The sequence below is a fragment of the Myxococcus xanthus genome (assembly GCF_013116825.1).
Classification (GTDB): Bacteria; Myxococcota; Myxococcia; order Myxococcales; family Myxococcaceae; genus Myxococcus; species Myxococcus xanthus_B.
The window spans coordinates 1-12,840 of sequence record NZ_JABFNS010000102.1; the positions used below are offsets into that span (position 1 = coordinate 1).

At 70.6% G+C, this 12,840-nt stretch carries 12 protein-coding genes; 8 read left to right on the forward strand and 4 right to left on the reverse strand.

Going from position 1 to position 12,840, the window contains the following annotated elements; genetic code table 11:
* Both HNV26_RS25965 and HNV26_RS25970 read right to left on the reverse strand, forming a co-directional pair.
* On the reverse strand, positions 1 to 491 hold a 491-nt coding region (locus HNV26_RS25965), incomplete at its 3' end, for a J domain-containing protein (protein ID WP_366816967.1).
* A 16-nt stretch (positions 492 to 507) separates the two neighbouring features.
* Positions 508 to 882: a response regulator gene (locus HNV26_RS25970; protein ID WP_002635842.1), complete on the reverse strand. Its 375-nt coding sequence runs from the start codon at positions 880 to 882 to the stop codon at positions 508 to 510.
* An 82-nt stretch (positions 883 to 964) separates the two neighbouring features.
* Between HNV26_RS25970 and HNV26_RS25975 the strand changes: the two genes are divergently transcribed.
* From HNV26_RS25975 to HNV26_RS38620, 4 genes are all read left to right on the forward strand, one after another.
* Positions 965 to 2,365 (forward strand): M20/M25/M40 family metallo-hydrolase, encoded by a 1,401-nt coding sequence (locus HNV26_RS25975; protein WP_171443623.1) that lies wholly within the window; start codon positions 965 to 967, stop codon positions 2,363 to 2,365.
* An 80-nt stretch (positions 2,366 to 2,445) separates the two neighbouring features.
* Entirely contained in the window at positions 2,446 to 3,342 is an 897-nt protein-coding gene (locus tag HNV26_RS25980; RefSeq protein ID WP_171443624.1) for a transcriptional regulator, read from the forward strand.
* On the forward strand, positions 3,339 to 6,404 hold the full coding sequence (locus tag HNV26_RS25985) for a serine/threonine-protein kinase (RefSeq protein WP_171443625.1): 3,066 nt from the start codon (positions 3,339 to 3,341) through the stop codon (positions 6,402 to 6,404). Before HNV26_RS25980 ends, HNV26_RS25985 begins: the two co-directional genes overlap by 4 nt.
* 171 nt (positions 6,405 to 6,575) lie before the next feature.
* Positions 6,576 to 7,412: a YhfC family intramembrane metalloprotease gene (locus HNV26_RS38620; protein WP_171443626.1), complete on the forward strand. Its 837-nt coding sequence runs from the start codon at positions 6,576 to 6,578 to the stop codon at positions 7,410 to 7,412.
* Between the two features lie 7 nt (positions 7,413 to 7,419).
* Here HNV26_RS38620 and pip read toward each other — a convergent pair whose 3' ends face one another.
* Positions 7,420 to 8,388, reverse strand: coding sequence for a prolyl aminopeptidase (gene pip, locus HNV26_RS25995; protein ID WP_171443627.1), 969 nt, complete (start codon positions 8,386 to 8,388; stop codon positions 7,420 to 7,422).
* A gap of 230 nt (positions 8,389 to 8,618) precedes the next feature.
* Between pip and HNV26_RS26000 the strand changes: the two genes are divergently transcribed.
* Entirely contained in the window at positions 8,619 to 8,807 is a 189-nt protein-coding gene (locus HNV26_RS26000; protein WP_020478821.1) for a hypothetical protein, read from the forward strand.
* Positions 8,808 to 8,858: 51 nt separating this feature from the next.
* Here the strand turns inward: HNV26_RS26000 and HNV26_RS26005 are convergent, their stop codons facing one another.
* Entirely contained in the window at positions 8,859 to 10,079 is a 1,221-nt protein-coding gene (locus HNV26_RS26005; RefSeq protein WP_171443628.1) for a small ribosomal subunit Rsm22 family protein, read from the reverse strand.
* A gap of 125 nt (positions 10,080 to 10,204) precedes the next feature.
* On the opposite strand from HNV26_RS26005, the gene HNV26_RS26010 reads away from it, so the two are divergent.
* Genes HNV26_RS26010 through HNV26_RS26020 form a run of 3 tightly spaced genes read left to right on the forward strand, consistent with a single transcriptional unit; the run spans position 10,205 to position 12,820 of the window.
* Positions 10,205 to 11,212, forward strand: a complete 1,008-nt coding sequence (locus tag HNV26_RS26010; protein ID WP_171443629.1) for an ABC transporter ATP-binding protein — start codon at positions 10,205 to 10,207, stop codon at positions 11,210 to 11,212.
* Positions 11,209 to 12,012 carry an ABC transporter permease gene (locus HNV26_RS26015; protein WP_171443630.1) on the forward strand — a complete coding sequence of 268 codons (804 nt, stop codon included), beginning with the start codon at positions 11,209 to 11,211 and terminating at the stop codon, positions 12,010 to 12,012. Before HNV26_RS26010 ends, HNV26_RS26015 begins: the two co-directional genes overlap by 4 nt.
* A gap of 1 nt (position 12,013) precedes the next feature.
* On the forward strand, positions 12,014 to 12,820 hold the full coding sequence (locus tag HNV26_RS26020) for an ABC transporter permease (protein ID WP_140866579.1): 807 nt from the start codon (positions 12,014 to 12,016) through the stop codon (positions 12,818 to 12,820).
* The last annotated feature ends 20 nt before the right edge of the window (positions 12,821 to 12,840 follow it).

Below are 12,840 nucleotides of genomic sequence, written 5' to 3' on the forward strand. Positions count from 1 at the left end.
ACGGGCGGCGGAGGGCGGGGCGCCTGCACCGCCTGCGTCCAGGTGGCCTCCGCGTCGCGCATGCGGCGCGACAGGAAGTCGAAGATCTCCGCCGACACCTTCTTGAGCTCCGGATGCGTGTCCGGGGACACGTGGTCCGGCGTGAAGCGCCTGGCCATGCGGAAGTAGGCCAGCCGCAGCTCGTCCAGGTTGGCGGTGGGCTTGAGGCCAAAGACCTCGTGGGCTGGCAGGCTCTGCATGGCGCGCATCTGCGCGCGCAGGCGCTCGGCTTGCTGCAGCTCCAGGGAGGGCGTGGGACGCGCGCTGGCGAACAAGTCGCTCAGCTCGGCCAGCTCCGGCAGGGCGACCCAGTTCGTCCCATCCCGCGAGGCGCGCACCGCGGCCTTCAATCGCCCGGAGGAAATCAGTTCCCGGAGGGCCTGGAGCGCCAGGGGGCCCAGCACACGTCCGAGATGGTCCGCGACCCAGTAACCGACAGCAGAAGACGACACGAAAACACCCCGGGGGTCAGTGAGCCAACGCCTGGCGCACGGCCGAGGCGATCTCGAGCGGATGGAAGGGCTTGCCCACGAAGCCCACGGCGCCCGCCGCCATGGCCTGCTCCACGACGGGCTCCGCGTCCATGCTGCTGATGACCAACACACGCGTGGTGGGCGACACCGTCTTGATGGCGCCCAGGACCTCCAGTCCACTCTTCTTCGGCATGAACAGGTCCAGGAACATCACCGCGGGCTTCTCCCGCGCGGCCACAGCCAGGCCTTCTTCACCGTCCGCGGCCTCGAGCAGCCGCAGCTCGATGCCCGTGTCGGCGATGACGTCCTTGAGGATACGGCGCACGAAACTGTCGTCATCGACAAGCAGCAGGGTCGGGGTGTCGGACATGGCTCCGGATGATACTTGGACCGCGCAACATCCGCGCGGGGACATGGCACGCCTGCCCGCCTTTTTGGGTTAAGGGGTGCGCATGTCCACTGACAACGCTCTCTCACACTTCGAGTCGAAAAAGCAGACGTACCTGGAGGACCTCAAGTCCCTCGTCCGGATTCCCAGTGTCTCATTTCCTGGCTTCGATGCGACGCAGGTACGACGCAGCGCGGAAGCGACTGCACGGCTGTTGAAAGACCGTGGTTTTGAAAACGTCCAGCTACTCGAAATCGAGGGCACGCACCCCTACGTTTACGGCGAGGTGCTCAAGGCGCCGGGCAAGCCCACGCTGCTGCTCTACGCGCATCATGACGTGCAGCCCGCGGGTGACGAGGCCGCGTGGAAGAGCCCTCCGTTCGAGCCGGTGGAGCGCGACGGCCGGCTGTACGGCCGCGGCTCGGCGGACGACAAGGCGGGCATCGTCGTGCACACGTCCGCGGTGGAGTCGTGGCTGAAGGGCGCGGGAGCGTTGCCGCTCAACGTGAAGGTCATCATCGAGGGCGAGGAGGAGATTGGCAGCAACTTCCTGGGCGCCTTCCTCCAGACGCACGCGGCGCTCCTGAAGGCGGACGCCATCGTCCTCACCGACACGTCCAACTTCGACACCGGCCTGCCCTCCATCACCACCGCGCTGCGCGGGCTCGTCACGGTGGACGTGGAGGTGCGGGCGCTGCGGCAGGCGGTGCACTCGGGCATGTGGGGCGGCCCGGTGCCGGACCCCGTGATGGCGCTGTGCCGGATGCTGGCCACGCTGACGCACGCGGATGGCTCCATCGCGATTGAAGGCATCCGCGAGCGCGTGAAGCCGCTGACGGACGCAGAGCGCCAGAGCATCCAATCCCTGCCCGGAGACGAGGCGCACTTCCGCGCGCAGTCGGGCCTGCTGCCGGGCGCGCAGGTGCTGGGAGGCGGGGCGCATCCGTGGGAGATGAACTGGCGTCAGCCGAGCATCGCCATCAATGCCATCCAGGCCAGCAGCCGCAAGGACGCGCGCAACATCATCTGCGATTCGGCCTGGGCGCGGGTGGGCATCCGCATTGTCCCGGACCTGGAGGCGCGCGACGTGGAGCAGCGCTTGAAGGAGCACCTGCGCAAGGTGTGCCCGTGGGGATTGGAGGTCCACTTCGACACGGAGGGCGCGTCCGGTTGGTGGTACACGGACCCGTCCCACCCCGCGTTCCAGGCGGCCTTCCGCGCGCTGGAGAAGGGCTACGGCACGAAGGCGGTCGCCATTGGCTGCGGCGCGTCCATTCCCTTCGTGGAGCCCTTCGCGAAGGAGCTGGGCGGCGTGCCCGCGCTGCTCATCGGCGTGGAGGACCCGTACACCTATGCCCATTCGGAGAATGAAAGCCTGCACCTGGGCGACTGGGAGAAGTCCATCCGCAGCGCCATCCACCTCTACGCGGAGCTGGCCGAGGCCCTGAGCGCGCGGAAGGCCTGAGCACCCGGTGGCTCCAGGGCCCTGGTCTCGTTGAATCGTGGGCTTGATGTATCGTCAGCGTGATGTCAGGAGCGCTTGGGATGCATGGGGCGAACACGGAGTTCTTCGAGTGGGTGTTGCGGGCCGCTGGCGAGCCATCCTCCGCTCGCCTCCGCGCGGCGCCGAGTGCCAGGGAGGCCGTGGACCGCGCCGTCTCCCTGGCCGCGGACCTCCACGCCGCCGCGCCCGAGTCCAGGGCCTTCGCCCAACACCTGGGCGCGCTGCTTTCGCGAGCGGTGGACCCGGTGCTCGCGCTGGAGCGGCTGCATGTCAGGGACGTCGCGCTCGCGCTCGCCTGCGCGCAGGGACTGCCAGCGGCCCGCGCGCTCCTGGAGCAGGAGGTCCTCCTCAAGCTGCGCGTCTCCCTGGCGCGCATCCACCCCTCGCCGGCGTTCACGGACGAGGTGTTGCAAGCGCTCCGGGCCAACCTCCTGATGCCTCGCGCGGAGGCACCGTCCCGGTTGCTCGGGTACGCGGGCGCGGGCCCGCTGCTGCACTGGGTGAGCATCTCCGCGACGCGGCTGGCGCTGCGGATGCGCAAGGCGCTGGGAGAAGAGTCCCACGTGGAGGCGGAGGTGCTCGCCGCACACCCCGCGCCGGGCGGCCTGGAGCTGGGCTTCGTGCGGGAGGAGGCCCGGGGGCATGTGCGCGCGGCCTTCGTCCGGGCGGTGGCTTCGCTGGACGATGAGGACCGGGAGCTGCTGCGGCTGCACTTCGTGGAGCGCCTCTCCCTGGAGCGCATGGGCGCCCTGTTCGACCTGCACAAGTCCACCCTCTCACGCCGGCTCAGCGCGGTGCAGTCACTGCTGGAGAAACGGACGCGGCGCGCGCTCGCTGAACGCCTGTCGTTGCCCGAGCCGGAAGTGGACAGCGTGATGCGCGCCATCCATGGACGGTTGGACTTGAGCCTCTCCGGCCTGCTGGAGGGGCGTGAGTGAGCTGCCCGGATGAGAACGCACTTTCGGGGTTCGCGAACGGTGCGTTGGACCCCGAGGGCATGACGGCGGTGCGCCAGCATGTCTCCGGCTGCTCGGAGTGCCGGAGCGTGCTCGCCGCGCTGGGGGGGCTGGAGAGTCCTCCCCCGTTGGTCGACACGGGGCTGCTCGTCTCCGGCGCGCGGGTGGGGCGGTACGTGGTGCTCGGGTTGCTCGGCGAAGGTGGCATGGGGCGCGTCCATGCCGCCCATGACCCGGAGCTGGACCGCAAGGTGGCGCTGAAGCTGCTGAACCTCGCGAGGCTCGGGGAGGACTCGCTGGCCCAGGCGCGTCAGCGATTGGAGCGCGAGGCCCGCACGATGGCCCGCCTGTCGCATCCCCATGTCGCCCAGTTGCATGACGTGGGCGAGTTCCAGGGACAGCTCTTCCTGGTGATGGAGCTCGTGGAGGGCGGCACGCTCCGGCGGTGGCTGGCGGAGAAGCCGCGCACGCGCCGGGAAATCCTGGCGCGCTTCACCCAGGCGGCGGATGGGCTCGCGGCCACGCACGCGCTGGGCATCATCCACCGCGACTTCAAGCCCGACAACGTCCTGCTGACGCGCGACGGCCAGGTGCGCATCACCGACTTCGGCCTGGCCAACGCCGCGGTGGGACTGGGGCCGCCTCGGGAGGATGCGGCCATCGACTCCGGCGAGGCGCCGCTCACCGTCACGGGCACGTTCCTGGGGACGCCCGCCTATGGCGCGCCGGAGCAGCTTCGCGGGGAGCGGGGGGATGCCCGTTCGGACCAGTTCGCCTTCTGCGTCGCGCTCTACGAGGCGCTCAACGGGCAGCGGCCCTTCGCGGGCGCCACGCGCGAGGAGCTCCTGGCGTCCATGCAGCGTCAGGAGGTGCGTCCGGAGCAGCGGGGCGTGCCCTCGTGGCTCAAGGCCGTGGTGCGGCGGGGCCTCTCCGTGGACCCGTCCCGGCGCTTCGAGTCCATGCAGGTGCTGCGAGCCCGCCTCGCGCGGGAGGTGGGGGCCTGGAAGCGCAGCGCGGCCACGGCGGTGCTCGCGGGAGGGCTGGTGGGCCTGGGGTTCCTCGTGCTGGGGCCTTCTGCGGCGGCGCCGAGCGAAGTCTGCCTGGGCAGTGAACGGCACCTCGAGGGCATCTGGGACGCGCCCGTGCGGGAGGCCACGCGTCAGGCCTTCCTGAGGACGGGAGACCCCGCGGCCGAGGCCTCGTTCCAGGCCGTAGCCTCCTCTCTGGAGCAGTGGACGCAGGACTGGACGCGCGCGCATCAGGCCGCGTGCGAGGCGACGCGCGTCTTCGGCGAGCAGTCGGAAGCGGCGCTGGGGCTGCGGATGACGTGCCTGGACCAGCGGCTGGGAGAGCTGTCGCGGCTGACGGCGGCGCTCCAGGGCGCGGACGCGCGGACGGTGGAGCGGGGCTTCGGGCTGGGGGCCTCGCTCGGAGGCGTGGGCGGGTGCGCGGACGTGCGCACGTTGCAGGAGGCCGTGTCTCCGCCGGAGGACCCGAAGGCGCGCGCGGAGGTGGACGCGGTGCGCGCGGAGCTCGCGCGGGCGAACGCGAAGCGGCTCGCGGGGCATACCCCCGAGGGCCTGCGAATCGCGCTGGCCGCCCGGGAGCGCGCGCTGGCCACCCATCATCGGCCGCTGGAAGCCGAGGCGCATCATCTCTGCTCGAGATTGCAGGAGGACGCGGGGGCCTTCGAGGACGCGCGCGAGTCCCTGGTCCAGGGCGCGCTGGCGGCCGAGGCAGGGCGGCATCTGGGCGTGCTCGCGCGGGTGCTGCACTTCCAGGCCTGGCTGCATGGGTACGGAATGGGACGGCCCCAGGAGGCGTGGCCCTTCCTCCATCGCGCCCGGGCCCTGGCGGAGACGCTGCGAGACGCCGAGCTGGACACCCTGCTGGACCAGGCGCAGGCGGAGCTCCTGGAGCAGGAGGGTCGCTTCTCGGAGGCCGAGTCGCTGCTGCGTGCCTTGTTGGAAACCGCCAGCGCCCGGGGCCAGTCGTTCACGCGCGCGGAGCTGAACGGCCGGTTGGGATTGCTGGCCGGGCAACAGGGACGGTTGCTGGAGGCGAAGCGTTGGCAGGAGGAGGCGCTGCGCGTCCGTGAGAGGCACTTCGGGCCGGCGCACCGGGACACGGGACGGGCCCTGTCGAACCTGGGGGGCACGTTGGCCCTCCTGGGGGAGCTGTCGAGCGCCGAGGCCGTCCTCAAGCGGGCGCTGGGCATCCTTCGCCAGACGCTGGGGGAGGAGAACCTGTCGGTGGCCCGGACCTTGTCCAACCTGGCCCTCGTCTACGTCGAGTGGGGGCATGCGGCCCAGGCGCGGGAGGCCGCGGAGGAGAGCTGGGCCGTGGCGCTCAAGAGCGTGGCCGCCGACAGCCCGGTGTTGATAGGGGTGAAGTCGAATCGGCTGGGGGTGCTGGGCGAGCAGGGCGAGCGCTTGCCGGAACTGGAGTATGCCCGAGGTCTCCTGGCGCATCGCGAGCGTGCCTATGGCGCGACCCACCCGGAGGTGGCGCTGGATGCGCACGAGGTGGGCCGGCTGTTGCGGCTCCTGGGGCGTCCGGACGAGGCCCGCGGCTTCCACGCTCGCGGCGTCGCGCTCCAGCGGCCCCTGGCCGACAAGGGAGAGATGGATGGCACGGGACTGCGCTACCTGGCGGATGCCCTCCTCTTTCTAGGGCAGGTGGACGAGGCCCGTCGTCACGTGGACCAGGCGCTCGTGGCCATGGAGCGGGACCTGGGGCCTTCGTCGTCCGAGCGCATCGAGGCGCTGCTGCTGTTGGGGGACGTCCACCTCGCGCGAGGTCAGCCCGCCGAGGCCCTGGCGCCACTGCGGACCGCGCTGGCGGACCTCACCGCCCGGCAGGTGGTCTCCGCCCGCGTTCCCAGGCTGCGCCGCCGGCTCGCGCGGGCGCTTCGGTTGACGGGCGCGGTGGAAGAGGCCTGCGGAGAGGCCCGCCGCGCCTGGGAGGAGCTGTCCGTGTGGCGCAAGGCCTATGTCCAGGAGACGGCGGACGCGCGGACCGAGCTGGCGCGCTGTCGCGGATGACCATCGATTGCATGTCACTGGCGTCGCCCCGGGACAGCGGCCCCGCTGGTTTTCGGGGCAGGGCCGCCAGGTCTGGGAGGCGGACACTTTCCCCTGGATTCGGGCGGCGCTTCGCTGGTGTCCTCGAAGCCGGGCGTCAGGAACCTGTGCTTCCTGGAAGGGAGAGCGCGCGTGGAAGTTGTGGATACGCGGCTGGTCGCCAGCTACGCGGTGGCCATCGCCTTCGACGTGCTGATGCCGGTGGGCATGGTGCTGTGGGCGCGCCGGCGGCTGGGCGTGGCCTGGAAGGTGGTGGGCTGGGGCGCGGCGGCGTTCGCGCTGTCGCAGTTGCTCACCCGGCTGCCCATGGTGCAGGTGGCGCAGTACTTCATGCGCGACGCGCTGAAGACGTCCTCGGTGCTGCTGGGCGTCTGGATTGTCGTGCTGTCCCTCACCGCGGGCCTCTTCGAGGAGACGGCGCGGCTGTGGGCCTTCCGCAAGCCGCTGAAGGACTTCCGCCGCTGGCGCGACGCGGTGGGCTTCGGCGTGGGCCACGGCGGCCTGGAGTCGGCGCTGCTGGTGGGCGGGCTGGCGGCGCTGGGGCTCGTCAACGTCATCGCCCTGTCCAGGTTGGACCCCGCCACCTTGCCGCTGAAGCCGGAGCAGGTGGCGCAGGTGGTGGAAGCCAAGGCCACCATCGCCGCGCTGGACTGGTGGATGCCGCTGCTGGGGGCCTACGAGCGGCTGGGCTCCATGGGGGTGCACATCGCGCTGTCGGTGGTGGTGCTCCAGCGCTTCATCCGGGGCGAGGTGAAGTGGTACTGGCTCGCGGTGGGCGCCCACGCCTTCTTCAACGCGCTGACGGTGGTGGTGGGGAAGCAGGCCGCCGCGGCGTGGGGACAGCAGGCGGGGGCGTTCGCGGGCGAAGCCATGGTGACGGTGGCCGCGCTGGTGAGCCTGTGGGTCATCCTCTATTTCCGCCGCGTGGACGCGGCGCGGGACACGGCGGCGGTTCCGGCGCGGAGGTGAGCAGACGCTAGCGCCCGCGGAAGCGGTCCGTGGCATCCACCAGCGCGGAGGTGTTGCCCGGCTCGTTCGCGGAGTGCCCCGCGTCGGACACCATGACGAACTCCGCCTCCGGCCACGCCTTGTGCAGGGCCCAGGCGCTCTCCGGGGGGCACACCACGTCATAGCGCCCCTGGACGATGACGGCGGGGATGTTGCGGATGCGGTGCACGTCGTCGAGCAGCTGGGTGTCGCTGCGCAGGAAGCCCCGGTTGACGAAGTAGTGGCATTCGATGCGGGCGAAGGCGAGCGCGAAGGCGTCCCCGCTGTTGCGCGCCACCAGCTCCGCGTTGGGGTACAGGCAACTGGTGCGTCCTTCCCACACGCTCCACGCGCGCGCGGCCTCCTGCTGCGCCTTCACGTCGGAGCCCATCAGCCGGCGGTGGTAGGCCGCCAGCAGGTCCCCACGCTCCTCGAGCGGAATGGGCTCCAGGTAGTACTCCCACGCGTCCGGGAAGAGGGCGCTGGCGCCTCGCTGATAGAACCAGTCAATCTCCTGCTTGCGGAGCAGGAAGATGCCGCGCAGCACCAGCTCCGAGACGCGCTCGGGATGTGTCTGGGCATAGGCCAGGGACAGGGTGCTGCCCCATGAGCCGCCGAAGAGCTGCCACCGGGCGATGTCCAGGAACTCGCGCAGCCGCTCCATGTCGGCCACCAGGTCCCAGGTGGTGTTCTCCTCCAGGCTCGCGTGCGGGGTGCTGCGCCCGCAGCCGCGCTGGTCGAACAGGATGATGCGGTACGCGGTCGGGTCGAAGAAGCGGCGCTGGCGCGGGTCCGTTCCTCCGCCGGGCCCCCCGTGGACGAAGAGCACCGGTTTGCCCTCCGGGTTGCCGCTCTCCTCGAAGTACACCTCATGCCCACCGGAGACGCGCAGGCGTCCGGTGCGGTAGGGCTCCAGGGGCGGGTACAGCGGACGCAGCGGACGGTGGGACACGGACACGGGCAGGCCTTCCGTAGCGGTGGGAGTGGCTGACCCTAGCAGGGGCCCCGCCGGGGGCCGTCCGTCCGCGGGTGGCAGGGCGTCTGGAGTGTGCGGCGGACTTCCTGCCAGGAGGGCGCTCTGTCAGGCAGGCCACGGACGATGTGACGGCGAGTTCACCGCGCCGCAACGTGGGCTTCGCGGACGGGGTGGAGACTGCCGGTTGTCTCCCACACCCCACGGAGCACGCCATGAACATCGCTTCGCTCATCCGTCCCGCGACTTCGCCTCACACGCCCGCGCCGCGCCGGCTGCGGCTGGTCCGCGTGCAGGCCACCGTCCTCGCGCAGGGCGCGGTGGGCGCCATGAAGGACGGCGTGAAGGCCTTCCGCCACATGTGCGACGTCCTCACGGGAGGCTATGCCCAGGCCCGGCACTGAGCCAGGCCATGCGTCTACCGGCCCCGAGGAGTCAGGGGCCGGGTGCTTCACTCAGGAGGGCGCGCCCGGGCGCGGGCTGGTTCCCGGGCTCGAAGGCGCGTCCTCCGCGGGAGGCGGGGGCGGCACACCCTTGCCCGCGGGAGCCACCACCCGCACCTCGGTGCGCTCGTCGAGCGCGAGCCCGTCACCCTTGGGCTCTGTCTCCGTCACGGAGATGACATCGCCCCGGTTCAGCTTGAGGAAGCGCTCGTTGCGCTCGTTGCGGTGGCGCTCCTGCATCGCCAGGCCCACGCGGCCCTCGGGGCCACAGCCGATGTAGCGGTGCCGGCCCTTGCCCTCCAGGGGCTCGGAGACGATGCGGAACAGGCGCCCGGGCGTCAGCTCCGGCCACGCCTCGTCCTTGGGCGCCAGCACCAGGTAGCTCATCTTCAGCGATTCCTTGTGCAGGCTCGCCGCGCGCGCCAGCTCCTCCACCACGCGAGGCATGGGCCAGGCGCGCTCGGCGTGGCACCAGTCCGTCTCCTTCACCACGGCGGGGCAGGGGCCGCGGTACATGCAGGGCGCGCGGACGGCGTAGCCCTTGGCCACCATGGCGTCGCGCACGTGCAGCAGGCCGCGGCTCGTCTCGCGCAGCGCGGGCTCCATCACCAGCAGGCTGCCGCCGCGCTTCACCTTGGCCAGAATCGTCTCCAGCAGCGCGGCGCGGGGGGCCGTGGCCGCGTCCCCCGTGCCGTACAGCTCGTTGACGACGTGGCCCATCGTAATCAGGTCGAACTGGCCGTCGGGCAGCGTGGCGCCCTTCTTCGTCGGGTCCCAGTCGCGGGTGGCCAGGGCCTCACCGGCCTCGGCGGCCAGGTTTCGCGCCAGGGTGAGGGCGGCCTTGCTGCGGTCGGCGGCGGTGACCTGGCCCCCGCCCGCGTCCAGGGCGGCGAAGGCCACCGGGCCCGGACCGCTGCCCAGGTCCAGCACCTGCCGGGGGCGGTTCGGCAGCTCGCCGAGCACCTGCCGGGCCTGCGCATAGGACACCGGCCAGTAGAAGAGGAGGTAGGCGCCCAGGAGCTTCGGGTCGTCCATGTACCGCGCGCCGGCGAGCTGCCGCTCCCGCGTGAGGCCCAGGGAGAGCTGGCGGACACCCGCGGCCACCTCCTTCACCTCCTGGGGCGTCAGGCGCGTCTCCGGCCCGCCGCCACCGCCCCGGCCGCGTGACGCGCGCCAGACGGCGATGAGCCGCGGCATCCATCGCTCCAGGTCCTTGCTGTATGCGTTGCTCATCGAACCCAGCCTTCACCTGTGAGGCCGCGTCCCGCCGCGGCCGTTGCCAACCGATTGTCGTCCCGCCAAGCCGTCAACGGGGAGATCGCCATGGAGGGGGAGAGCGCGTTAAACCCTGGTCGCACATGATTTCCGTTCGCGGCCTTCGCAAGCACTACAAAGTCCATAAGCGCCCGCCGGGCTTGAAGGCGGCCCTCCGCTCGCTCATCCACCGTAGCTACACCACGGTGAAGGCCGTGGATGGGATTTCCTTCGACATCCGCCCCGGGGAGCGGGTGGGCTTCCTGGGCCCCAATGGCGCCGGGAAGACGACGACGCTCAAGGTCCTCTCCGGCCTGCTCTATCCCTCCGACGGCGAGGTGACGGTGGACGGCCATGTCCCGCAGAAGCGGGAGGAGGCCTTCCTCAAGAAAATCATGCTCGTCATGGGGCAGAAACAGCAGCTCCTGTGGGACCTGCCTCCGGCGGAGACGTTCGAACTCAACCGCGCCATCTACGACGTGCCCCAGGCCCAGTACAAGAAGACGATGTCGGACCTGATTGAGCTCCTGGAAATCGGGGACCTCATCGGCAAGCCCACCCGTCAGCTGTCGCTGGGGGAGCGGATGAAGTGCGAGCTGGCCGCGGCGCTCATCCATCAGCCCCGGGTGCTCTTCCTGGACGAGCCCACCATCGGCCTGGACGTGGCCATGCAGGCCACCATGCGGACGTTCATCAAGGAGTACAACGAGAAGTACGGCGCCACGCTCATCCTCACCAGCCACTACATGGACGACGTGGCGGCGCTGTGCCCCCGCGTCATCGTCATCGACAAGGGGCTCCTGTCATACGACGGCGGCCTGGACGCGCTGGTGCAGCGGGTGCGGCCGGAGAAGCGCGTGGTGCTGCGCCTGTCGGAGGAAGTGGACGCCGGGCGCCTGTCGCCGCTGGGCCGGGTGGTGACGCACGAGCCCGGCACCGCGGTGCTCCAGGTCCAGCAGGAGGCGGTCAACGCCACCATCACCCGCGCGCTGTCCACGTTGCCGGTGATGGACCTCACGGTGGAGAACGCGCCGCTGGAAGAGGTGATGAGCGAGCTGTTCGCGGAGTCGAAGGCGCGCCGGACGGCGGTGTCGGAGCCGGTGTCCGCATGAGCGCCCGGACCACACTGCGCGCCTTTCCCACGCTGCTGCGGGTGGGGTTCGCGGAGGCGGTGGCCTACCGCGCGGAGATGCTCATCTGGGTGCTGTCCACCACCATGCCGCTGGTCAACATGGTGCTGTGGATGGCGGTGTCGCGAGAAGCACCCGTGGGCCGCTTCGGCGAGGCGGACTTCATCAGCTACTTCCTGGCCACCTTCGCGGTGCGGCAGCTGGCCACGTCGTGGGCGGCGTGGCTCATCAACTGGGAGGTGAAGCAGGGGACGCTGGCCATGCGCCTGCTGCGCCCCATCTCCCCGCTGTGGGCCTACGCGGTGGAGAGCATCGCCGCCTTCCCCATGCGATTGATGGTCGGGGTGCCGGTGATGCTGCTGAGCGTGGCGCTGGTGGGGCAGAAGGCGGTGCCCCAGCACGCATGGCAGTGGGGCTTCGTCGTGCTGTCGGTGATTGGCGGCTGGGCCGTGGCCTTCCTGGCCAACGTGGCCATTGGCGCGCTGTGCTTCTTCCTGGAGAGCAGCCAGAAGGTGCTGGAGGTGTGGCTGGTGCTCTTCTTCGTGTGCTCCGGCTACATGTACCCGGTGGAGTTGCTGCCGCCCACGCTGCGCACCATCATCGACTGGTTGCCCTTCCGCTATCAGATTGGCGTCCCGGTGGAGATGCTGACGGGGGCCCATGGCTGGGAGGCGTCCCTGCGGCTGCTGGCGGCCCAGTGGGCCTGGGTGGCGGTCCTGGGGGTGGTGGCGGCGGTGGCGTGGAAGCAGGGCGTGCGGCGCTTCGCGGCGTTCGGGGGCTGAAGTGAACGTGAAGCGCTATCTGCGGCTGCTGGGCATTCAACTCAAGGCGTCGGGGCTGCTGTCCCTGCAGTACCGCGCGGACTTCTTCACGGAGGGGCTGACGTCCCTCTTCTGGACCTTCACGGCGCTGGCGCCGCTGTTCGTCGTCTACGGTGAGCGGCCCAACATCGAGGGCTGGAGTTTCGGCGAGGCGCTGCTCGTGGTGGGCTGGTTCACGCTGCTGCAGGGCATCCTGGAGGGCGCCATCAACCCCAGCCTCACGGGAGTGGTGGAGCACATCCGCAAGGGCACGTTGGACTTCGTGTTGCTCAAGCCGGCGGACGCGCAGTTCCTGGTGTCCACGCAGCGCTTCCAGCCGTGGCGGGCCTTCAACGTGCTGACGGGAATCGGGCTGTTCGTCTACGCCTTCATGCACCTGGGACGGTGGCCGTCGGTGACGGGGCTGCTGGCCTCCGTGCTGCTGCTGGGGACGAGCACGCTCTTGCTCTACTCGCTGTGGATTCTGACGGTGAGCGCGGCGTTCTTCGTCGTGCGGGTGGACAACCTGACGTACCTGTTCACCTCCATCTTCGACTTCGCGCGCTGGCCGTCCTCCGTGTTCCAGGGCGTGGGGCGCGGCGTCCTGACGATGGTGTTCACGTACGTCATCCCGCTGGCGCTGATGACGACCTTCCCGGCGCAGGCCATGCTGGGACGGCTGCCGCCCCAGTCGCTCGTGGGCGCGGTGGTGGGCGCGGGGCTCTTCGCCTGGGGCTCACGGCAGGTGTGGCTGCGCTCCATCCGCCGGTACACGTCGGCGAGCAGCTGACGCGGGCATGACGCGCCTCT